Origin of the sequence: Chryseobacterium sp. SSA4.19 (assembly GCF_022601875.1) — a bacterium.
Taxonomy (GTDB): Bacteria; Bacteroidota; Bacteroidia; order Flavobacteriales; family Weeksellaceae; genus Chryseobacterium.
In genome coordinates this window covers 36,338-58,041 of record NZ_JAKVIP010000004.1, presented here as the reverse complement: position 1 = coordinate 58,041, position 21,704 = coordinate 36,338, and the positions used below count along the sequence as shown (strand labels likewise).

The 21,704-nt window shown below is 36.6% G+C and carries 22 protein-coding genes, 2 tRNA genes and 1 pseudogene; 19 read left to right on the top strand and 6 right to left on the bottom strand.

Features of this window, described 5'->3' with window-relative positions:
- Both MKJ01_RS03610 and MKJ01_RS03605 read left to right on the top strand, forming a co-directional pair.
- Positions 1-807 (top strand): DUF4249 domain-containing protein, encoded by an 807-nt coding sequence (locus tag MKJ01_RS03610; RefSeq protein WP_241611906.1) that lies wholly within the window; start codon positions 1-3, stop codon positions 805-807.
- Between the two features lie 230 nt (positions 808-1,037).
- The gene (locus MKJ01_RS03605) at positions 1,038-3,167 is read left to right on the top strand and encodes a carboxy terminal-processing peptidase (protein WP_241611908.1); all 2,130 of its coding nucleotides are present in this window, start codon (positions 1,038-1,040) and stop codon (positions 3,165-3,167) included.
- A gap of 69 nt (positions 3,168-3,236) precedes the next feature.
- Here MKJ01_RS03605 and MKJ01_RS03600 read toward each other — a convergent pair whose 3' ends face one another.
- Positions 3,237-3,740 (bottom strand): superoxide dismutase family protein, encoded by a 504-nt coding sequence (locus tag MKJ01_RS03600; RefSeq protein ID WP_241611910.1) that lies wholly within the window; start codon positions 3,738-3,740, stop codon positions 3,237-3,239.
- Between the two features lie 289 nt (positions 3,741-4,029).
- On the opposite strand from MKJ01_RS03600, the gene MKJ01_RS03595 reads away from it, so the two are divergent.
- The 10 genes and pseudogenes from MKJ01_RS03595 (at position 4,030) to MKJ01_RS03555 (ending at position 11,617) form a co-directional block, all read left to right on the top strand.
- The gene (locus MKJ01_RS03595) at positions 4,030-4,236 is read left to right on the top strand and encodes a hypothetical protein (protein ID WP_241611912.1); all 207 of its coding nucleotides are present in this window, start codon (positions 4,030-4,032) and stop codon (positions 4,234-4,236) included.
- Between the two features lie 13 nt (positions 4,237-4,249).
- Positions 4,250-4,471 (top strand): annotated as a pseudogene (locus tag MKJ01_RS18920) (hypothetical protein); the annotation flags it as partial.
- Between the two features lie 74 nt (positions 4,472-4,545).
- Positions 4,546-6,783 carry a TonB-dependent receptor gene (locus MKJ01_RS03590; RefSeq protein ID WP_241611914.1) on the top strand — a complete coding sequence of 746 codons (2,238 nt, stop codon included), beginning with the start codon at positions 4,546-4,548 and terminating at the stop codon, positions 6,781-6,783.
- A gap of 93 nt (positions 6,784-6,876) precedes the next feature.
- A complete protein-coding gene (locus MKJ01_RS03585) occupies positions 6,877-7,527 on the top strand; it encodes a hypothetical protein (protein ID WP_241611916.1) in 651 nt (216 codons plus the stop codon).
- Positions 7,528-7,663: 136 nt separating this feature from the next.
- The gene (locus MKJ01_RS03580; protein WP_241611918.1) at positions 7,664-8,980 is read left to right on the top strand and encodes a 2TM domain-containing protein; all 1,317 of its coding nucleotides are present in this window, start codon (positions 7,664-7,666) and stop codon (positions 8,978-8,980) included.
- Positions 8,981-8,992: 12 nt separating this feature from the next.
- Positions 8,993-9,298: a 2TM domain-containing protein gene (locus MKJ01_RS03575; RefSeq protein ID WP_241611919.1), complete on the top strand. Its 306-nt coding sequence runs from the start codon at positions 8,993-8,995 to the stop codon at positions 9,296-9,298.
- A gap of 71 nt (positions 9,299-9,369) precedes the next feature.
- Entirely contained in the window at positions 9,370-9,939 is a 570-nt protein-coding gene (locus tag MKJ01_RS03570) for an isoprenylcysteine carboxylmethyltransferase family protein (RefSeq protein ID WP_241611920.1), read from the top strand.
- A gap of 289 nt (positions 9,940-10,228) precedes the next feature.
- Positions 10,229-10,486 carry a 2TM domain-containing protein gene (locus MKJ01_RS03565; protein WP_241611921.1) on the top strand — a complete coding sequence of 86 codons (258 nt, stop codon included), beginning with the start codon at positions 10,229-10,231 and terminating at the stop codon, positions 10,484-10,486.
- Positions 10,487-10,552: 66 nt separating this feature from the next.
- Positions 10,553-10,828 (top strand): 2TM domain-containing protein, encoded by a 276-nt coding sequence (locus MKJ01_RS03560; RefSeq protein WP_241611922.1) that lies wholly within the window; start codon positions 10,553-10,555, stop codon positions 10,826-10,828.
- 45 nt (positions 10,829-10,873) lie between these two features.
- Entirely contained in the window at positions 10,874-11,617 is a 744-nt protein-coding gene (locus MKJ01_RS03555; RefSeq protein ID WP_241611923.1) for a LytTR family DNA-binding domain-containing protein, read from the top strand.
- 15 nt (positions 11,618-11,632) lie between these two features.
- Here MKJ01_RS03555 and MKJ01_RS03550 read toward each other — a convergent pair whose 3' ends face one another.
- The gene (locus tag MKJ01_RS03550) at positions 11,633-12,529 is read right to left on the bottom strand and encodes a hypothetical protein (RefSeq protein WP_241611924.1); all 897 of its coding nucleotides are present in this window, start codon (positions 12,527-12,529) and stop codon (positions 11,633-11,635) included.
- Between the two features lie 113 nt (positions 12,530-12,642).
- Between MKJ01_RS03550 and MKJ01_RS03545 the strand changes: the two genes are divergently transcribed.
- Positions 12,643-13,362: a hypothetical protein gene (locus tag MKJ01_RS03545; RefSeq protein ID WP_241611925.1), complete on the top strand. Its 720-nt coding sequence runs from the start codon at positions 12,643-12,645 to the stop codon at positions 13,360-13,362.
- Positions 13,363-13,377: 15 nt separating this feature from the next.
- Positions 13,378-13,722, top strand: a complete 345-nt coding sequence (locus MKJ01_RS03540) for a hypothetical protein (protein WP_241611927.1) — start codon at positions 13,378-13,380, stop codon at positions 13,720-13,722.
- A 68-nt stretch (positions 13,723-13,790) separates the two neighbouring features.
- On the opposite strand, the gene mnmA is transcribed toward MKJ01_RS03540, so the two are convergent.
- The gene (gene mnmA / locus MKJ01_RS03535; protein ID WP_241611929.1) at positions 13,791-14,978 is read right to left on the bottom strand and encodes a tRNA 2-thiouridine(34) synthase MnmA; all 1,188 of its coding nucleotides are present in this window, start codon (positions 14,976-14,978) and stop codon (positions 13,791-13,793) included.
- 115 nt (positions 14,979-15,093) lie between these two features.
- Between mnmA and MKJ01_RS03530 the strand changes: the two genes are divergently transcribed.
- Positions 15,094-15,621, top strand: coding sequence for a hypothetical protein (locus tag MKJ01_RS03530; RefSeq protein WP_241611931.1), 528 nt, complete (start codon positions 15,094-15,096; stop codon positions 15,619-15,621).
- A gap of 246 nt (positions 15,622-15,867) precedes the next feature.
- Here the strand turns inward: MKJ01_RS03530 and MKJ01_RS03525 are convergent, their stop codons facing one another.
- Complete coding sequence (locus MKJ01_RS03525; protein ID WP_241611933.1) at positions 15,868-18,402, bottom strand: ATP-dependent Clp protease ATP-binding subunit; 2,535 nt, start codon at positions 18,400-18,402, stop codon at positions 15,868-15,870.
- A gap of 151 nt (positions 18,403-18,553) precedes the next feature.
- On the opposite strand from MKJ01_RS03525, the gene MKJ01_RS03520 reads away from it, so the two are divergent.
- From MKJ01_RS03520 to MKJ01_RS03505, 4 genes are all read left to right on the top strand, one after another.
- Positions 18,554-18,778 (top strand): hypothetical protein, encoded by a 225-nt coding sequence (locus tag MKJ01_RS03520; protein WP_241611935.1) that lies wholly within the window; start codon positions 18,554-18,556, stop codon positions 18,776-18,778.
- On the top strand, positions 18,778-19,875 hold the full coding sequence (locus tag MKJ01_RS03515; protein ID WP_241611937.1) for a glycosyltransferase: 1,098 nt from the start codon (positions 18,778-18,780) through the stop codon (positions 19,873-19,875). Before MKJ01_RS03520 ends, MKJ01_RS03515 begins: the two co-directional genes overlap by 1 nt.
- Positions 19,876-19,967: 92 nt before the next feature.
- Positions 19,968-20,387 (top strand): SufE family protein, encoded by a 420-nt coding sequence (locus MKJ01_RS03510; protein WP_241611939.1) that lies wholly within the window; start codon positions 19,968-19,970, stop codon positions 20,385-20,387.
- A gap of 2 nt (positions 20,388-20,389) precedes the next feature.
- Positions 20,390-21,364, top strand: a complete 975-nt coding sequence (locus tag MKJ01_RS03505) for a glycosyltransferase family 9 protein (protein ID WP_241611940.1) — start codon at positions 20,390-20,392, stop codon at positions 21,362-21,364.
- A 158-nt stretch (positions 21,365-21,522) separates the two neighbouring features.
- Here the strand turns inward: MKJ01_RS03505 and MKJ01_RS03500 are convergent.
- Positions 21,523-21,597: transfer RNA gene (locus MKJ01_RS03500), tRNA-Val, on the bottom strand.
- Between the two features lie 35 nt (positions 21,598-21,632).
- A tRNA-Val gene (locus tag MKJ01_RS03495) sits at positions 21,633-21,701 on the bottom strand.
- Positions 21,702-21,704: the final 3 nt, after the last annotated feature.

The following is a 21,704-nucleotide window of genomic DNA, read 5'->3' as shown; positions in this document are numbered from 1 at the left end:
ATGAAAAATATAATTCTAATCCTACTGTCTCTTATTTTAGTAATATCCTGTGAAAAAGAGATCGATCTTGATCTTGAGGATAAGAGCGGAAAAATTGTAATCGAAGGAAATATAACCGATCAGGCCGGACCCTATTTTGTAAGAATTACAAAATCGGTGGCTTTTACAGAAACCAATCAGTATCCGGCTGTTGCCGATGCTCAAGTCGTTTTGAGTGACGATGCCGGACAGACAGAGACGATGCAGTACGTCGGAAACGGGATGTATCAGGCTTCTTCATTTACAGGACAGCCGGGAAGAACTTATACCTTGAGAATCAATACTGAAGGACAACAATACATTGCGCAGAGTACCATGCCTCAGCCGGTAGATTTCGAAGGGCTGGAGCAGGATTCCTTTATGGTAGGAGGACAGACAAGCTATACTCTTTTGCCGGTCTTTACAGATCTTCCAGCTCTGGGAAACCGATATCTTTTCATTTCTACGGTAAACAATAACCCTAAGAAATTTTTCTCAGAATTTTCTGATAATGTAAATAATGGACTCCCGAATCAGCGGCCTCTGCTATTACCTAATGAGGAGGGGGAAACAGATGATATTAAGGTAGTTAAAGGAGATGTAATACATGTTGATATGCAGTGTATTGATCATAATATCTACACTTTTTATTCCGCTCTTCTGCAGCTTTCAGGCGGAGGCCCGGGAGGTGGTATCACACCTGCCAATCCGCCGGGCAATATCAGTAATGGAGCGCTTGGTTATTTTTCTGCTCATACCGTCAGAACGAGAAACATTACAATCCAATAAATGTGTTGCTGAAAGTTTTCATTTTACAGTAATAAAAATATCTTACACGCTATGATTTAATTTGTTAAATAGCTGTACAAAAGAATGAACACCCTGCAAATCATCTATTTTAACAAAAGTCTTAAAACTATCTGATATTTATAAATAAGGTATTAAATTTGATAGTTTGTAACAGTAATTTAAAAATTACTACTAATTAAAAATATTATTTAAAAATACACGACAGATTTATGTGGAAAAATTTTAAGCTGAATAAATTTTTACTCCTCATTCCATTAACAAGCCTAATTTTTTGTTTCAACTCGCCAAAGAATGATGACGAAAAGATGCAGACGATAATGGTGAGCGTGAAAAATACACTTTCCTACTTACATTACAGTCCGAAACCTATTAATGACGCCTATTCAAAGGATGTTTACAAACATTATTTTGAATTGGTAGATCCTGGAAAAAGATACTTTGTCCAGTCGGATATGGATGAGTTCGGTAAACATGAAACCAAGCTTGATGATTATATTAATCAGGGAGATCTTACTTTTTATAAGCTTACAATCGACAGATTATACCAGAGAGTAGATGAAATAGATAAAATTACACAGGACATTTTCAGCAAACCGATCAATCTGGAAGAAAATGAAACGCTGGTTCTAGAGCCTAAACTTAAAAAAGTTCCTGCCAATAAACAGGAGCAGTACAATGAGTGGAAGAAGTTCATCAAGTATAATATCCTTCAGGAGATAGAATCTATGAACAGTAAGGAAGAAGCTCAGAAAGAGAAGAAAGATTCGGTCCAGAAGTACAATTTAAAAGATACCATCAAATATCAGCCGCTTGCGGCAGATCAGAAACTTAAAAAAGCTACTGATGAGGTAAAAGATCTTGTAAAAGAAACCTTTACGAGATTTAAAAAGAGAAAGAAAATGGATTGGTTTACGGTGTATATGAATGCTTATACTGAGGTTTTCGATCCACATACCAATTATTATTCTCCCAAAGATAAAGAGGACTTCGATACCAATTTCACAGGAAAAGTAATCGGAATCGGTGCCCTGATCCAGGAGAAGAAAGGGAATCTTTATTTAGGAGCTCTAACGATTGGCGCTCCGGCATGGAAATCGAAACAGCTTTCTGAAGGAGATAAAATCTTAAAGGTAAAATCCAAACCAAAAGAAGATGCGGTAAATGTTGTTGGGATGCTTTCTGATGAGGCCGTGCGTTTAATCAGAGGAGAGAAAGGGACACCGGTGACATTAACGGTTCAGAAAAAAGACGGAACGATTAAGGATGTTACGATGATCCGTGAAGAAGTGGCAATTGAAGATACTTTTGCAAGAAGTATCGTAGTAAACTCTCAAAACGGCAAAAAGTATGGGTTTATCAATCTGCCAAGCTTTAATGCCGATTTTGAAAATCCAAACGGAAGAAATGCTTCTGATGATATCAAAAATGAGATTATCAAATTAAAAGCTCAGAATATTGAAGGGATTGTACTGGATTTGAGAAATAATGGAGGAGGATCACTTACGGAAGTAGGAGATATTATGGGACTTTTTATGCAGGCAGGACCTTATGTACAGGTAAAAGATGGAAACGGGAAAATCCAGACCCTAAAGAATAAAAATGAAACTCCGATCTGGACAGGACCTCTTGTCATTATGCAAAATGAACTGTCTGCTTCCGCTTCGGAAATTCTGGCGGGTGTAATGCAGGATTATGGTAGAGCAATGATTATAGGTTCGCCTCAATCCTTCGGAAAAGGCACGGTTCAGACTTTTGTAGATCTAAACAGGTTTTTAAATACGGAAGATGATTTCGGATCGTTAAAACTGACTATCCAGAAGTTTTACAGAATTACGGGTGAGTCTACACAAAGAAAAGGAATTGTGTCTGATATTCAGATGAAAGACTTCTTTACGTATGCTGAAATCGGGGAAAGATATGATGACTATGCATTGGCTTGGGATAAAATCCCATCAACAAGTTTCCAGAAACTTAACTATTTTGATATTAAAGCCTTAGAAGCTAAAAGTTCAGGCAGAATGGCTAAAAATAGTAATTATCAGCTGTTACTGGAATCTGCACAATGGAGAGAACAGTTGGATAAAGAAGAAAATATTACGCTGAATATCAATAAATTCAATGAACTAATGAAGCAGAGAAAAGCTCAGATCGAAAAGTTCAAAGTACTGACGAAATTTGATAACGGACTGAAATTCATGATGTATCCTTCAGAGATCGAAAGAGAGAAAAAGGATGAAGCTTTTAAGAAAAAATCTGAAATGTGGATCAAAAATTTAAGAAAAGACACTTACCTTCAGGAAGCAATGAATATTATTGCTGATATGAGTGTAAAATCATAAGTGAATCAATAGAAATAAAAGGACCGATAATTTTTATTACCGGTCCTTTTATTTTACTATTACTGTAGATTATTTGATCTCGACACAGCCTACTCTTCCTCCGGCATTACCGGTTGGCTGGGTATGGAAATCATCTGCAGCGGCATGAATGATCAGGCCTTTTCCTATGATGTTTTTAGATTCATCCGTACATCCCAGGCACCATTTATCAGTCTTGAAAGTCAGTACCGCATTTCCGCTTTGGTCAGCAGATAGATTACCGATATCTCCCATATGGAAATGTTCAGCACCCCACTTTCCGTGGTCATCCTTCGCAGGATTCCAGTGGCTGCCCGTTGAGGTTCCGTCTGCAGCAGAACAGTCGCCTTTTTCGTGGATGTGAACGGCATGGATTCCCGGGGTGAGATTGGTGACATCCAGCTTCATGACAACTTCATTCCCTTTCTGTGTGAATTTCGCAGTTCCTCCCGTTTGGGTATTGCTTTTGGACATAACCCGGTAGGTATGGGTTGTTCCGCATGAAACAGCAAACAGCGCAGAGGCGGCTAATAATGATAATGTTTTACCTTTCATTTTAAATGATTTAAGTGATTGATTGTTTTATAAATTAATAGTTACAATAACTCATCTGATTTTCACATTAAATGTATGAAATTTTAATGTATCGCAGGATGCTGAATCTCTCATGCAACATTTCCAAGACTGGAGTATTTAGAATCAGTGTATCAGTTAATGTGTAATATGTTCGGTTAGAACACAAAAAAACACCTGGCATGACAGATGTTTGCTTATTTGTTTTTTTAGCAATAAAAGACAAATCATTTCCATTCGATATCAATATTTTTGCAGCAAATCAACTGTTGTGGAAGAATATAAAAAAAGAATTGTTAAAGCCATCCGGTATATTGATGATCATTTAGATACAGAGCTTACACTGGAAAAGATTTCAGAAACAGCCGCTTATTCACCATTTCATTTCACAGGATTTTCAGATGGGTTACCGGCGAAACACTGCAGCATCATATTATCAGAAGAAGACTTGAAAAAAGGGCTTTTTATCTGGCTATAAAAAAGAAGATACCTATAAAGAGATTTACCTCCGGCCCGGGTTTTCCAGTCACTCTTCTTTCAATAAAGCCTTTAAAAAACATTATCACGCTTCTCCTTCCGCATTCAGAAATTCAGCTCCTGAAAGCTTCCCTTTTGAGATTTACCATTCTAATTTTAAGAAACACCCCAAAGGAAAAATGATCGTAGATTTCTGTATTCCTGTAGCGAATAGCAAAATGTACGATTCAGATTAAAAAAAATACGGTTCAGCAATAAAAATTTAGACCCGATAGAATTTCATCATACTTTTGAATTGAAATTAATGACTATGAAAACAAAATTAATATTTCTCATCACTCTATTTTTATTTGCTTTGAGCTTTGCTCAGGTGAAAATATCAGGCAGAATAACTTTTAAAAATAAAGGAGTAGGAGAGGTAAATGTAACACTTAAAGATACTTATGACGGAGCAACAACTGATACCGATGGGAATTTTTCTTTTGAAACTTCAGAAAAGGGAGATAAAGTATTGACATTTACACATCCGAAATATATTGATGTTGAAAAGCCTGTTTTAATTAAAAATGAAGATGTTTCTGTAAATGCTGAACTGAAAGAACAGATTAATGAAATTGATGCAGTGGTAGTTTCCGCAGGCTCTATTGAGGCAAGTGATAAAAAAAGAGCCACTGCATTGCTGACGCCGATTGATATTTATACAACAGCGGGAGCAGACGGACAGATTTCTTCAGCCCTGACCTATCTTCCGGGTGTACAGAAAGTAGGAGAAACGGAAGGACTTTTTATCAGAGGCGGAACAGGGACGGAGTCTAAAATTTTCATGGACGGAAGCCTGATTAACAATTATTTTTCCAATTCAGTTCCGGGAATTGCAGGGAGAGATCGTTTCAATACTTCACTTTTTAAGGGGAATATATTTTCAAGCGGAGGATATTCTGCTTTGTACGGACAGGCTTTATCCGGTGCTTTAATGTTGGAAAGTGTTGATCTTCCGGATCAGAGTTCTTACGATTTCGGAGTTTCGCCGATCTTCCTCAATGGAAGTTTTCAGAAGCTAAGTGATAATAAAAATTACTCTTACGGAGCAAGCTTAGGATATTCCAATCTTAAACTGATGCAGGAAGCACTGCATTTTAATACCAGCTTTACCGATGCCCCCAGTGGCCTAAACGGGGATTTTAATGTCAGGATTAAAACCAAGTCAGGCGGATTTTTTAAATATTACGGAATGTACGATGCCAACAGAATGGGGGTGAAGATTGAAAGTCTGGAACCTGAAAATAATTTTTCAAAAGTAAATTTAAAAGGAAAAAATACATATCATAATGTATCATTCAAACAGAAATTCGGTAGATATTTATTAAACACGGGGGCTTCCTATTCGTTTAACAGATCCGACCTCGGTTTTTCAACAGAAAAAAATGATCTGATAACAGGAAATACAAAAATCCTCACAGATGGAAACTATATCAATTTTAAAGCGGTACTGGAACGAAAGATCAATAAAATCAGTGCATTGCGTGGAGGTTTTGAGTTAAACAGTACCAATGAAAAAATGAACTTTAATGATTTTGTTGAAAAAAACTATAAGGATCTGATTTCAGCAGCCTTTGTGGAGACAGATCTGGGTTTCAGCAATCAGTTGTCTGCTAAAGTAGGAGTAAGGGCAGAGCATTCATCCTATCTGCGAAAGAATAATATAGCACCCCGTATTGCTTTGGCTTACCGTCTTGCTAAAGACTGGACCACCTCTTTTGCCTACGGGCTTTTCTACCAGAATCCGGAAAGTAAATACATTAACGGACCGGCCAGCCTGGATTTTCAGCAGGCACAGCATTATATTTTCCAGATTCAGCGGGCAGCAGACGGGAGAAGCTTACGCTTTGAAGCTTTTTACAAGAAATATGATGATCTTTTGAAAGTGAAAAATTTACCTTTTAAAGACGGCCAGAACCAATATGTTCAGACTGCAGATGCAAATAGCGGATATGGCTACGCCAAAGGTCTTGAGCTGTTCTGGAGAGATAAAAAAACGTTTGAAAACATAGATTACTGGATCAGCTATTCGTTTCTGGATTCCAAAAGGGATTTTATGAATTATCCGGTCAGTTTAAAACCGAACTTTGCTTCAGAGCATACCCTTTCCGCAGTGGCCAAAAGATTTGTTCCGAAATGGAAAACCGGATTTAATTTTTCTTATACGTATGCAAAAGGACGCCCTTACTATGATATTTCAACACAGGACATTAATGGTCAGCCGCAATATTATGTGAGGCATGAAGGACAGCTGAAAGATTATAACGCATTAAACTTCAGTGTCAACTACCTTCCTAACCTGGGAAAGAAAGATGCAAAAGCATTTACCATACTGGTTTTAAGCGTGTCCAATATTTTAGGGTCAAAGAACATCTACGGCTATAACTTTTCAGGAGATGGAGGAAGAAGATCAGCAGTGGTTCCGCCGGTAAATACCTTTGTATTTGTAGGCGCTTTTATCAGCTTTGGGGTTGATAAAACTGAAGATGCGATTAATAACAATTTGTAAAAACCATATAAAACACCATTTTTGGTAATTTAATTATATAAATTAATACATATCTTTGAATAAAATAAAATATAACCTTAAAAATTAGAAAAAATGAAGAAATATCTATTAAGCTTTGCTTTAGCTTTTATGAGCTTATCGGTTTTTGCCCAATCTGATTATGAAAAAGTGATGAAAGAAAACATCGCAAAAATAGAAACGGCTAAAACACCTGAAGAATTTACAGCATTATCCAATAACTTCCATAGGATTTCAGGAAAAGATGAAAACAACTGGCTTCCGTTTTATTACGCCGCCTTGGCGAATATCCAGAAAGGGAGATTGCTTATGCAGCAGGGGAAAACACAAGATCTTGACTTTATTGCAGGAGTGGCTGAAAAATATATTGGTGCAGCCTCCCACGTGGCACCTACAGATAATGCAGAGATTCATTTGTTGAGCAAAATGATGTATTCTTTAAGGATGATGGTTAATCCTCAGCAAAGATATATGACTGACGGAGCAAAAGCCACAGAAGAGCTTACTAAAGCTGAAAAGCTGGATCCTAACAATCCAAGAATTGCTTTGATTAAAGCGGAGGATACTTATTTCACTCCGGAGCAGTATGGAGGAAGCAAAGTAAAAGGAATGGAGCAGTTTAAAGATGCTTTGGCAAAATTTAATGCTTATACTCCAAAATCTGCATTTGAGCCGAACTGGGGAAAAGCAGAAGCACAATATTTTATCAGCGGAGCGAAAAAATAATATAAGTACATCTATTGAAACCTTCCTGCTATGGAAGGTTTTTTTTTATGCCGTTCGGTAGTGAAAAACAACAGGTCAGCGAAAAATAGTTGATCATGCTTTTAATATCCGTTATTTTTGAATTAAGAAAATCAATATGAAATATAAGAATCTTATTAATCTATGCTGGATATCACTGGCAACAGCCATGTTCTTCTTTTTTGTTTTTACAGATGAGAAAACGGTGGGAAATTTTCTGCTTACTATTATTATATCTTTTATGTATTCCTTCGTATTGAGTATGGGTAATGGCTTGATTAACGATTTTCTCAATAAAAAGTTTCCCTGGTCTGAAGCAACGACCAAAAGAGCAATTATAAGCATTGTTTCGATTCTGATCGCCAATATTATTATGGTGTATTTCTGTAATTATATGAATTTTGTGGTTTTCCAGAAAGTGGCTACTACAGAACAATATTTTTCCGGAAAATATAATTTTACCAACTGGTTTACTATCAATATTGCGTTGTTGATTTCAGCATTTCTCCATGCAAAGGGCTTTATGGAGGAATTAAAAAAGACCTCAAGGAAAGAGGTGGTAGAGCAAAAACTCATCGCAAAGTCCGCTAATGCACAGTTTGAAAGTTTAAAAAATCAGTTGGACCCGCATTTTTTATTTAATTCGCTCAATGTTTTAAGCTCATTAATAGACGAGAATCCGAAACAAGCTCAGAAGTTTACTGCTTCCATGTCAAAGATTTACAGGTATGTTCTTGAGCAGAAAGACAAAGAGCTGGTGACCGTAGAAGATGAGCTGGAATTTGCACAGACCTATTGTGATCTGCTAAAAACAAGATTTGAAGACAGTGTTGATTTTGAATTCAATGTCAGAAAAGAAGATTACCGCAGATTTGTTGTCCCGCTTTCATTGCAGCTGTTATTGGAAAATTGTATTAAACATAATTTTGCGACTTCCTCAAAACCTTTATTAATTAGAATTTTTTCTGAAAATGATACACTTTGTATAGAAAATAACCTTCAGGTGAGGGAACAAATCAAAGAAAGTTCTGGAATCGGTTTAGCAAATATTGTTCAACGTTATTCTCTACTGACGAAACGAAATGTTTTCATCGAAAAATCTGAAGATTATTTTAAAGTAAAACTTCCGATTTTGTCTGCTAAACCTAACGTGGTAAATGATATAACTCAAGATAAAGATAAAGCTTACGAAAGAGCACAGAAGCGTGTAAAAGAGATTAAAAGTTTCTATGGAAATTTGATTTCTTATTGTATTGTGATTCCTTTTTTAATCATTATTAACTTGATAACAAATCCGGATAATATCTGGTTCTTTTTCCCAATGTTAGGTTGGGGAATAGGTGTTGTGGCACATGGAATGAGTGTTTTTGAAATTGGTAAAAACTGGGAGGAAAGAAAGATCAGAGAAATTTTAGAAAAACGGCATAAGCAATAACAAAACAGATCAATGGAAAATATCAGTAAAAATGACATCAGGTACAAAGAAGCGGAAAAACAGGTAAAAAGAATCAAGCAATTCTACATTTTTGTTTTCATCTATATTGTAGTAAATATTTTTATTTTATTCCTGAATTTCAGAGAATTAAAACCAGGTGAAACCATCTGGCAGCTGAAATATTTTTCGCTTCCCTTGTTTTGGGGAATTGCGGTTGTCATTCATGCGATGAGAACATTTATTCAGGGTTTTATGTTGGGAAGTAATTGGGAAGACAGGAAGATCAGAGAATTCATGGAAAAAGAAAAACAAAAATAAAATAATCAAGCTGAGATGAAAGTATATAACCATCTTAGCTTTTTTTATGATCTAAATAAAAAATAACACCAATGAAAACATTACAAATTCTATTTACAATTTCTATGTCTGGCTGGTTCCTGAGTGAAATTCTTTATAAGAACATCTTAAAATCCAACGAAAAAGATAAAAAGAACAAAGATAAATCGACTTTGAATCTTCTGTGGATTGCTATTCCGTTTTCAATTGTAAGTTCGGTTACGATTTCTTATCTGATAAAGTTTCCAATTTCCGATGAGCTTTGGATCTACTATTTGGGCATAATTTTTCTTTATGTTGGAATTATTTTTAGATTTATCATTATCAGATCTTTAGGGAAATATTTTACAGTTGACGTAACCATTCGAGAGGATCATAAAATAAAAAAGGAAGGCTTTTACAAATATCTGAGACATCCGTCGTATGCTTTTTCATTATTAACTTCTCTTGGGTTAGGGTTATATCTAAATAATTGGTTGTCATTGGTTTTGGCTTTGGTTCCACCGTTTATTGCTTTCAGCTATAGAATTACAATTGAAGAATGTGCTCTGGTTGAACAATTCGGGGAAGAATATCTGGAATATAGAAGGAAAACGAAGAAGTTGATTCCGTTTATTTATTAGTGGCAAAAATATCCTCAAACATCTGCATAATCTGTTAAAAAAACATATTGTCATTTCGATGAAGGAGAAATCATTTAAATCATAGATTATTCACTATGTTGCCTCTCTGTTCAGAATAAAAATGATTAGATTAAGAAAAACACAAATCCCAGTTCTCCATTGAATGGGAGTTTTTACAATTCAGTATCCATATTCTACGGTTCGGTAACATAAAATTGATTTGAGGTAGTCTCTTGCCATACATTTGTCTCAACAAAAACAAACAACTCAACCTTTTAAAATAAATACTATGGAAACATATACGAACAACGAAGATGTAGCATACAGAAAAGCTGCCAGGAGAGTAAAAGAACTGAAAGGATTTTACGGAAATCTTACCTCTTACTGTTTGGTTATCCCTTTTCTATTGATCTTAAATTTATTGACTTCTCCTGAGCATTTGTGGTTTTACTGGCCAATGTTGGGATGGGGAATCGGAATCGCGGCTCATGTAGTGAATGTTTTCGGGATTGGAAAAGACTGGGAAGAGAAAAAATCAGAAAGCTGATGGATGAAGAAAGAAAAAATACGAAAACACTATAATTAATAACAATAACTTTAAAATTCATAAACAATGGACTACAATCAGGCACAACAGAGGGTAAAAGAACTGAAAAGATTTTATAAGAGCTTTTTATGGTTTGTGATTGTCACTGCTATTATTTTCTTTGATAATCTTTTTGAGAAAGGAATTTTTAATTTTTCACTCTGGAACGGATCTGTTATCCTGATGATCTGGGGGATTATCCTGATGGCGAAGGCTGTAAAATTATTTATCCTGAATTCTGAATGGGAAAAAGAGTTATTGGAAAAAGAAATGAATAAAACAAAGAAACCCATCCAGTTCTAATTTGCTCAATTTTAATTAATTTTAATCCGAAGAAAATAAAACTCAATGATCAAAACCGTCATTATCGAAGATGAAAAACCCGCTTCAAGGAAATTGGAAAGAATGCTGAATGAATTCCCTGAAATAGAGGTTGTTGCCAAGATAGAATCTGTAGAAGAAGGAGTCCGGTGGTTTTCAGAAAATGAACATCCGCAGCTTATTTTTTCAGATATTGTACTGGGAGACGGTTTGTCATTTGATATTTTTGAAAAGGTTCCGACAAAAGGTTTTATTATTTATACAACAGCTTTTGATCAGTATACCCTGAAAGCATTTAAATTAAACAGTATTGACTATCTTCTTAAACCCATTCTGGAGGAAGACCTTTCGGGAGCTGTTGAAAAATTTAAATCTTTTCTGCCTTCAGATAATTCTGTGAGCTCTAAGGAAATTAAGCAGTTAATTAAAACGGAGAAAACGACACTTTCCAGAATTCTTGTGAAAATCGGGTATAATCTGAAAATTGTCCAGACTCATGAAGTGAGCTGTTTTTTCAGTGAAAATAAAATTGTGTACCTGCAGACCCGGGAGCGTGCATATCCTTCCGATTTCACTTTGGATGAACTGGAAGATGTTCTGGACCAAAAGAATTTTTTTCGGGTAAATCGGCAGTCTATTGTTAATTCAGATTACATCAAGAATATCCATACATCACCTACTTACAAAGTAGAACTGGAATTTCAGCCACAGGAAGAAATCACGGTAAGCCGTGACCGGGTAAAAGATTTTAAGGACTGGCTGGTGGGTTGATTCCGCTATCAATAACTATTTGTAATCGATACGGTTAGATTCTGTATCTTCAAGCTGTTTTACAATAGATACCGGGATTTCTTCACTGTCTATCGGGAAGCTCACAGAATCCTGGATAAATGTTTTTCTGTCAGCCTTCTGAAAAATTTCAAACAGGGCAATCGGTTCCTGGTTAAAACTAATACACGTACTTATAAAATGCAATTCATGGAGCTTATATTCAGGATTCTTCAGTTTCTCCTTGATATCTTTTATTCTTGAAATAAAATGTCGCTGACGGATAAATGTATTGCTGTTCATAATGATGAACACATAATCTGAATATGCCGTTATTTTCCCGAAATACTTGTGTCGGTCCCCGCCGCTTCTCTCGATAAAATATTCCCCCGATGTTTCAGATTTATAAATTTCCGTGGCTGAACGCCAGATACGGTCTTCTTTAGCCTGCGTAGGATTTTCCGGAAGGTTTCTGTTGTAAGAATACCAGTATCCAACAATCCTGTCCAGCAGTTCTGTATTCTGTTTTACATTATCCATATTAATCCGCAGATCATTGAAATTAAATGATTCTGTATTGGAATTGATAAACTCAATATAATTTGAGTATCCCAAAACTCTTACAATCAGGCTTAGTTTGGCAAGATTGGGCTTGCTCAGGATGGTTGTTTCATTTCGGTAATATTTCTTGAGTTTGTTGATAATCAAATGTTCATAGAGGTAATTTGATCCCAGCAGATCCGGATTCTTTTCTATATTCTTTTGTGTATTTTCACGAATAATCAGATCATTAAGCTCCTCAACAATATACGCCCATTCAGTTTTTGAAACATCTTCCCAGTGATTTTTCTTTAAGAAATGCCGGCTCAGAAAGTTCATGAGTTTCTCAAGATGGAGGATGTCTTCTTTTTTCATAATATTATTTTGTAAGACTAATTTAAGATATTTTTAAAACCAAAAAAGATTTTTGAAAGACTTTTATATTTTTATTTTAATCCAAATTTGAGTAGAAACTAAAAGTTAACATAATGGAATCCAACAACGTATTAAAAAATGATGCACTTTGGAACAGGCTTCAGAGATTTTCACCGGATAATCCGGATGCTGATTTTCCTTTTTCAAAAAAGCTCGCGAAAGAAGAGAACTGGACAGAAGCTTTTACCCGGAAAGCCATCGAGGAATACAAAAAATTTGTTTATCTGTGCTGTACTTTACCGAATGGAGCCTCTCCGAGTACAATCGTAGATAAAGTCTGGCATATGCATTTAACCTATACCCGAAATTATTGGGAAGAGTTTTGCCCAATCGTACTTCAGCAGAAACTTCATCATCATCCGTCCAGCGGTGGCAAAAGCGAGACTGAAAAACACAGCAACTGGTTTATTGAAACTTTGGAAAACTATCGCCAAGTGTTCGGAGAAATGCCACCGGAAGAAATCTGGCTTAAAAGAAAACCATCCGGTCTCCATCCTTTCTTCCGGAAATATTTTCATTTAGCGAGTCTCTTGCTTCTGTTGTTCACGGTAATATCGTGCTCGGGAAAAGGCAATATAGCTTTTACCGGAATTTTTTTCATTATGATCATTTGGATAATCATTAAATCTTTAAAAGGAAATAATAAAGACAATGACTCTGGTGGAAGTTCCTGTTTTTCGGGGACCTGCAGCGGGAATGATTCATCTGGTTCCAGCGATTCTTGCGGAAGCAGCTGCGGAGGGTGTGGTGGTTGCGGAGGAGGAGGTGATTGATTTAAAGCAAAAAGTATGAAAAATACAGTCATTCACACCATTCCGGTTTCCGTAAGCTTTCTATGGCTTTTCTTTATCCACCATACATGGAATCCCGTGTCTTTAAAAGGTCCTTATTTCCTTACATTTTATTTAATGATGATTTTAGGATTTTACATCTCTGTTTTTATTGTTAGAGTCCATAAAAGCATCATTCCGGAAATAACTTTTTATTTTATGATTTCTATTTTTATATTGGGAATGATCAAGTTGATTAAAGGAATTTCATTAGGAAAACCGGTAGGATTTTTAATCATGATTTTAATGATTGAACTAACAGTAATCCTGTATGTTAATCATAGCAAGTTAAAGAAAAGATAAAATAATATTTATCATTAAAATAAAAGCCCGGAACAAAATGTTCCGGGCTATATGTTTTATTGGTTTATCTATGAAATTACACCGCTTCCCAGCAGTTCATCATCCTGATACCATGCTGCAAATTGACCTTCTGCAATGGCAGACTGAGGTTCTGCAAATTCAATATAAGAAGCTTCTTGAAACTGGTATAAAACAGCTTTCTGCAATGGTTGACGATAGCGTATTCTTGCCATTACTTCCATCGAACTTCCATTTTGTAACCGCAAATCTTCACGGACCCAATGCAGTTCGGAATTTTCAATTTTCAATGCTTTTTTCAAAAGCCCCGGAAACTGATGGCCTTCTCCAACAAACAGTATGTTGTTCTCCATGTCTCTGGAGATGATAAAACAACTTTCTTTATGGCCTCCGATCCCAAGTCCTTTGCTTTGGCCAATCGTAAAAAACTGGGCACCCTGATGCTTGCCAATAACTTTTCCGTCGGTTTTTATATAGCTGATTTTCTGACTTAAAAATTCAAGCTCTTCCTGTTTTGATGAAAATTTCGGAGCTTCCTGTGTAAATAGGGAAGAATCTTTGAAAATTTCAACAATTTCGCCTTCTTTCGGAACCAATTGCTGCTGTAAAAATTGAGGGAGGCTCACTTTTCCGATAAAGCATAATCCCTGGGAATCTTTTTTATCGGCTGTTACCAGTCCAATTTCTTTGGCTATTTCCCTTACCTGAGGCTTTGTCAGTTCCCCGATCGGAAAGAGGGCTTTTGATAACTGATCCTGAGATAATTGACATAAGAAATAAGACTGATCCTTATTATTATCTTTCCCAGCTAAAAGATGAAAAATTTCTTTTCCATTTTCATCAAAGGTAGAATCTACTCTGGCATAATGTCCTGTGGCCACTTTATCCGCACCTAAAGACATTGCTGTTTTCATAAAGACATCGAATTTTACTTCCCGGTTGCACAAAACATCAGGGTTGGGAGTTCTGCCGCGTTGATACTCATTGAACATATAATCGACAATTCTTTCTTTATAAAGTTCGCTCATATCGATCACCTGAAATGGAATCCCTAATTTCTGGGCAACCATCAGAGCATCATTGCTGTCTTCAATCCAGGGACATTCATCTTCCAAAGTCACGGAAGCATCATTCCAATTTCTCATAAACAAAGCCACAACTTCATGACCCTGCTGCTGGAGCAGGTAGGCGGTCACGCTGGAATCCACACCTCCTGATAATCCTACAACTACTTTCATCTTATTCAATTTTACGAAACTCTTAACGGGAGTTCTTAGTTTGATGCGGCAAAAATACAATTTAAAAGATTCGGAAAAAAGCCATAATTTTAAACATCGACAAAAACAATATATTATGAAAAAAATTATTATTCCTTTGTTTCTATGTATTTCAGGCTTTGTATTTTCCCAGGCTGCCGTAGAGAATTCAGGTGAAAATAGTAACCGTTGGACTTTCGGAGGCGGAATCGGCTTCGGCTTCGGGAGCAATAATTACTTCAACCTTTCAGCAGTGCCAAGAGTTGGATATATGCTGACCAATGATCTTGAAGGAGGGATATTGGGAAGTGTTTCCTGGCAGAAATCCAATGCCTACAGTTCAACGATGTTCGGGGTAGGGCCGTTTCTGAATTATTATATTGCCAGAACTTTTTTTGTAAGTGCCAATTATCAGCATTATTTCATCAATTATAAAGATAAAATTTATGATGTTAAAGCCAATACCAATGAGGATGCTTTGTATTTGGGCGGAGGCTATATGCAGAGAATTGGAAATAATTCTTTCCTGCAGTTGGGATTAATGTACAATGTATTATGGAAAGAGAATTCAAGTGTTTTTTCAAGCGGACTCGTGCCCAATATTGGTTTTGTGGTCGGACTGTAATATCAGATTCCCGGAAAAACAGATCCGGGAATTTCTTATTACTTCAACTAATCTCTTGATTAATAAAGACCGGTCCACGTATCCTTCCAAATATCAATAAAGTACCGTTGAACGGTGTTAATGGATTTGAACCACAATCTGAGACGGAAGTTCTCAGCTAGAACTTAGAACCCATCCAGGTTATTACTAAAATAAAAAAGCACCGGAAAATCTCCCGATGCATTTTATTGGTATTAAAATTAATTTTTAAGATTGAGACTTTTCAGCCGCTGATTTTTTCGGTTTTGAAGTCTTGCCGGCTAATCCGTCTTTGGCTTCATTAAGATCAAGAACAACAGTTTCCCCTTCAGATAGTTGTTTGTTTACCAGCATTTCAGCTAATAAATCTTCAATATATTTCTGAATCGCTCTTTTCAGTGGTCTTGCTCCGAAATCTTTATCCCAGCCTTTCTCAGAAATAAAGTCTTTGGCTTCATAAGTCAATTCAACTTTATATCCTAATTTTTCAAGTCTGCTGTAAAGCTTGTTTAATTCAAGATCAATAATTTTCTTAATGTCATCCTTCTCAAGAGAGTTGAATATCACAATGTCGTCAATCCTATTCAGGAATTCCGGAGAGAATGCTTTTTTAAGTGCATTTTCAATAGTGCTTCTTGCTCTTGAATCTGAACTTGTTTTCTTAGCCGATGTACCGAATCCTACACCGTCCCCGAAATCTTTAAGATCTCTTGTTCCGATATTGGATGTAAGGATGATAATTGTATTCCTGAAGTCGATTTTTCTACCTAAGCTGTCGGTTACGTGACCTTCATCGAGTATCTGAAGCAAGATATTAAATACATCCGGGTGAGCTTTTTCAATCTCATCCAGAAGAACCACAGCATAAGGTTTTCTTCTTACTGCTTCTGTTAACTGTCCGCCTTCTTCATAACCCACGTATCCCGGAGGAGCACCTACTAATCTTGAAACCGCAAATTTTTCCATATACTCACTCATATCGATTCTGATTAATGATTCATCAGATTCAAAGAGTTCTCTTGCCATTACTTTAGCCAATTCTGTTTTACCGACACCGGTTGTTCCTAAGAAAATAAATGTACCGATAGGACGGTTAGGATCCTTAAGACCGGCTCTGTTTCTCTGAATAGCTTTTACTACCTTTTTAACAGCATCTTCCTGTCCGATTACTTTTCCGTTCAACTGTCCGTCCATTCCCGCTAATTTGTCAAGCTCATTTTTGCCCACTTTAGTTACAGGAACACCACTCATCATAGAAACCACTTCGGCAACATTTTCTTCTGTTACGGTTTCTTTTTTCTCTTTTACATCCTTGTCCCACTGATCCTGTGCAGAATTCAGTTCCATCTGAAGCCTTTCTTCTTCATCTTTCAGTTTTCGTGCTTCGAGGTAATCCTGAGCTTTTACCGCCTTTTGTTTTAATTCCTTGATATCTTCAATTTTCTTTTCAAAATCAATGATTTCAGTAGGAACTTTCATATTTTTAATATAAACACGGGAACCGGCTTCATCCATCGCATCAATCGCTTTGTCCGGTAAAAAACGGTCTGTAATATATCTTGATGTCAAATTGACACATGCCAGAATTGCTTCAGGAGTATAAATTACATTGTGATGTTCTTCATACTTATCCTTAATCTGATTCAGGATCTGAATGGTTTCATCAATAGAAGTAGGTTCTACCATCACTTTCTGGAATCTTCTTTCCAAAGCACCGTCTTTTTCAATATACTGACGGTATTCATCCAAAGTGGTAGCTCCGATGCATTGAATTTCACCTCTTGCCAAAGCTGGCTTAAACATATTTGAAGCATCTAAACTTCCCGTAGAACTTCCGGCACCGACAATGGTATGAAGCTCATCGATGAATAAAATGACATCCCTGTTTTTCTCCAGTTCTGTCATAATAGCCTTCATTCTTTCTTCAAACTGTCCGCGGTATTTTGTCCCGGCTACTAAACTTGCCAGATCCAGAGTGATCACACGTTTTCCGTATAAAACCCTTGACACCTTTTTCTGCTGAATCCTTAAAGCCAATCCTTCTGCAATTGCAGATTTACCAACTCCCGGCTCACCGATAAGAAGCGGATTGTTTTTCTTTCTTCGGGATAGAATCTGGGAAACTCTTTCAATTTCTTTTTCACGGCCGATTACCGGATCTAATTTTCCGTCTCTGGCCAAAGAAGTAAGATCTCTTCCGAAATTATCCAATGTCGGAGTTTTGCTTTTTGCACCTCCTAAATTGCCGGTAGGCTTTCTCATCTGTTCAAATTCCTCTCTTTCATCATCGTCATCATATGCGCTCATCTGTGGGGCCTGCCCGGAATTTTTGAGCATTGTCTGGTATTCTTTTGAAACGCCTTCATAATCAATATCATAAGCTCCTAATACATTTGAAGTGGGATCTTCATATTTATAAAGAATACCTAAAAGCAGGTGAACGGTATTGATCTCATTGCTTTTATATTGCCTGCATTCCAATTCTGCACGCTTGATTGCATGATCTGCCATCTTCGTGAAAGATATATTGGTAACTTCTTCAGAAACAGGATTAAGACTTGATGTATTTAGAGTTTCAATTTTTCTTCTGATCTGTGTTAAATCCGCATTAAGGTTTTGAAGGATTTCTTTTGCAGAGTTTTCTGTTTTTATAATACCTAAAAGTAGATGTTCTGTATTAAGAAATTCACTATTCAGCCTCTTCGCTTCGCTTTTGCTTTGTTTGAACACCTGGCTCAAACCTTGTGAAAACTTATAATCCATAATGTATCTCGTTAGAATAAAAGCAACATTGCTGTTTATCCGTTATCTAAATTACAAATATTTTACCAAAACCTAATAAATGACTTTATGGCAGAAAAAATTTTATTATCTTACTGAAAATGATTAAGTTTGTTACCTTTAAATTTTTCTAATGAATCCTGAAACTGCTGCCTATATAGGATATTCTGCCTCATTTTTTATTGTATTGAGTTTCATCCTGAAAGACATAAGGAAAATCAGGATTGTTAATATGATCGGCTGTATCTGTTTTGTGGTTTACGGTATTTTCAGCGGAATGCTCTGGCCTGTTATTTTCCCGAATGCTTTAATCTGTTTTATACAGATTTATCATCTTTTAGCCGATAAAAAGAAATAATGCAGCAAAAAAAAATCATTATTTCTGCTTTCAGTAATCTGTATACAGACCAAAGGATTGAAAAGGTCTGTCAGACTTTACACGAAAACGGCTATCAGATTGAACTCATAGGAAATGACTGGAACGGAGCCGGAGATATGGTGCGGCCTTATCCTTTTTCAAGAATTCATCTGATTTCTAAAAGCCTGAAAACTGCTTATTTTGAATTCAACTGGAAGCTTTATCAGGAACTAAAGAAAAAAGCAGATAAAAATACCGTCTTTTATGCAAATGATCTGGATGCATTGCTTCCCAATTATCTTATCGCTAAAAAATTAAATTCACCGCTTGTTTTTGACAGTCATGAGATCTTTTCAGAAATGCCGGCTGTTCAGGGCAAAATGTCACAAAAATTGTGGAGGACCCTAGAAAAATCGGTCATTCCGGACCTGGTGCTGATGATAACAGCCAGTGAAAGCTATGCAGAATGGTTTAAAAATAAATACGGAATCGATGCGGTGGTTATACAGAATGCTCCCAGAAGAATACATCCCCTTAAGATTATTCCTGAAAATCATCCGAAGACTCTTTTATATCAGGGAATGATAAATCCTTTTCGCGGAATTGATAAGGCTATTTTGGCCATGCATCATGTTGATGATGTCATTTTCAAGATTGCCGGCGATGGTCCCAAGAAAAAAGAGTATGAAAAACTGGTGTTTGATGAAAATCTTCAGGATAAAGTTCGTTTTTTAGGTAAACTGTTGCCTCATGACTTAAGAAAAATTACTTTAACGGCCGATTGTGGTATGAGCATTGAGGAAAACGGAGGCGAAAGTTATTATTATTCTTTACCCAATAAAGTGCTGGATTGTATTCAGGCACGTGTTCCGTTGATTCTTTCCAATCTTCCGGAACTAAATAAAATCAATCAGCAATTTGATATTGGTGAAGTTATTTCGGATTATCAGCCTGAAAATATTGCTGAAGCTATCAAAACCGTAATAAATAAAGGAAGACAAGGCTATCAGCCTGAACTTGAAAAAGCAGCGCATTTTCTTTGCTGGGAAAATGAAGAAATTAAATTGTTGGAGGTTATTGAAAAAGCCTGTCAGTAATATATAGTTTAATGGTCATTAACCGGATAAATTGATTTCAGCATTAAATCATCTTTTATAAATTGGTTATCTTTGCCGAAAGAATAATTAAAATGACCATTAAAGAAAAACAGCAGGAAATCATTGACGAATTTGCGTTTCTCGAAGACTGGGAGCAAAAATATGAATATATTATTGATCTTGGAAAAGAGCTCAAAGGGCTGCCGGATGATAAAAAATCTGACGAAAACCTGATTAAGGGCTGCCAGAGTAAAGTCTGGATCGATGCTGAATTCAGAGACGGGAAACTCTTTTTTAATGCAGATTCTGATGGAATTTTACCGAAAGGGATTGTTTCTCTTCTGGTAAGCATCTACAGCGGTCATTCCACCCGGGAAATTTTAGATTCTGACTTTGATTTTATTTCTGAAATAGGTTTACAGGAATTTCTTTCTCCTTCCCGGGCTAATGGATTAATGGCGATGACCAAACAGATTAAATTTTACGCAGTCGCTTATCAGTTGAAATCGTAATTGTGACAAGAATTTTAGCATACCGCTTCTCGGCTTTTGGTGATGTTGCCATGACTGCGCCGGTGTTCCGTGAGTTTCTGGAACAGAATCCTGGTGTGGAAATTATTATGGTGTCCCGGAAAAATTTTGAAAGCCTGTTTGCCGGTATTCCGAATGTCATATTCAAAGGGATTGATCTTGATGATTACAAAGGAATTTTAGGGCTGAGAAAACTGGCCAATGAATTAATCCGTGAGTTTCATCCGGATCTGATTGCCAACCTTCATGATGTGATCCGGACAAAAATTTTAGATAAAATTTACCGCAGGAAGGGATTAAAGGTTTTTAAGATTGATAAGGGCAAGGAAGAAAAAGAACATCTGACCGATATCTGGAACCTGAATAAAAACCAATTAAAAAAGACCGTTGAGCGTTATGCTGATGTTTTCCGTGAAATGGGATTTAAAGTTGAGCTGTCTCATCAGTTAAGACCTGCTTCTGTACATAAATCAGGAATCGGCTTTGCTCCTTTTGCACAGCATCGCGGTAAAATGTTTCCTTTAGAGAGGTCTTATGAACTGGCAAAAATTTTAGCTCAAAGCCATACCCTTTATTTTTTCGGAGGTGGAAAAAAAGAAACAGAGGTACTGGAAAAGTGGCAGCTTGAAATTCCTAATACATTCAGCCTCGCTGGCAAACTAAGTCTCACTGAAGAATTAAATAAAATTGCTGAATTGGATTTGATGATTTCCATGGATTCCGCAAATATGCACCTGGCCAGTCTGATGGGGACAAGGTGTATTTCTATTTGGGGGCAGACCCATCCTTACGCTGGATTTTTAGGCTTCGGACAGAATGAAAATGATGTGGTAGAAGTTAAAGATCTTACCTGTAGGCCGTGTTCTGTTTTTGGCGACAAAGAATGTTTCCGGGGAGATTGGGCCTGCCTGGAAGAGCTTAGTGTTCAGAAGATTGTTGAGAGAATTGGCGGCATATAAGTATTTCGTGCTGTTAAAGATGTTTATATGATAGCGGATTTTCTGCCAACATTAAAGCTTTCTTTCTATCTAGATTGACTAATTTTTTTGCTTAGTCCCCAATTTTTGTCAAATTATTATAAAAATAAAAAAATCTCTCAGGAAACTGAGAGATTTTGTGGGCCCTGAGGGATTCGAACCCCCGACCCTCTGGGTGTAAACCAGATGCTCTGAACCAACTGAGCTAAGAGCCCTGAAATTTTTTTAAAGGCTTCAGTATCCTTTTTTGTGGGCCCTGAGGGATTCGAACCCCCGACCCTCTGGGTGTAAACCAGATGCTCTGAACCAACTGAGCTAAGAG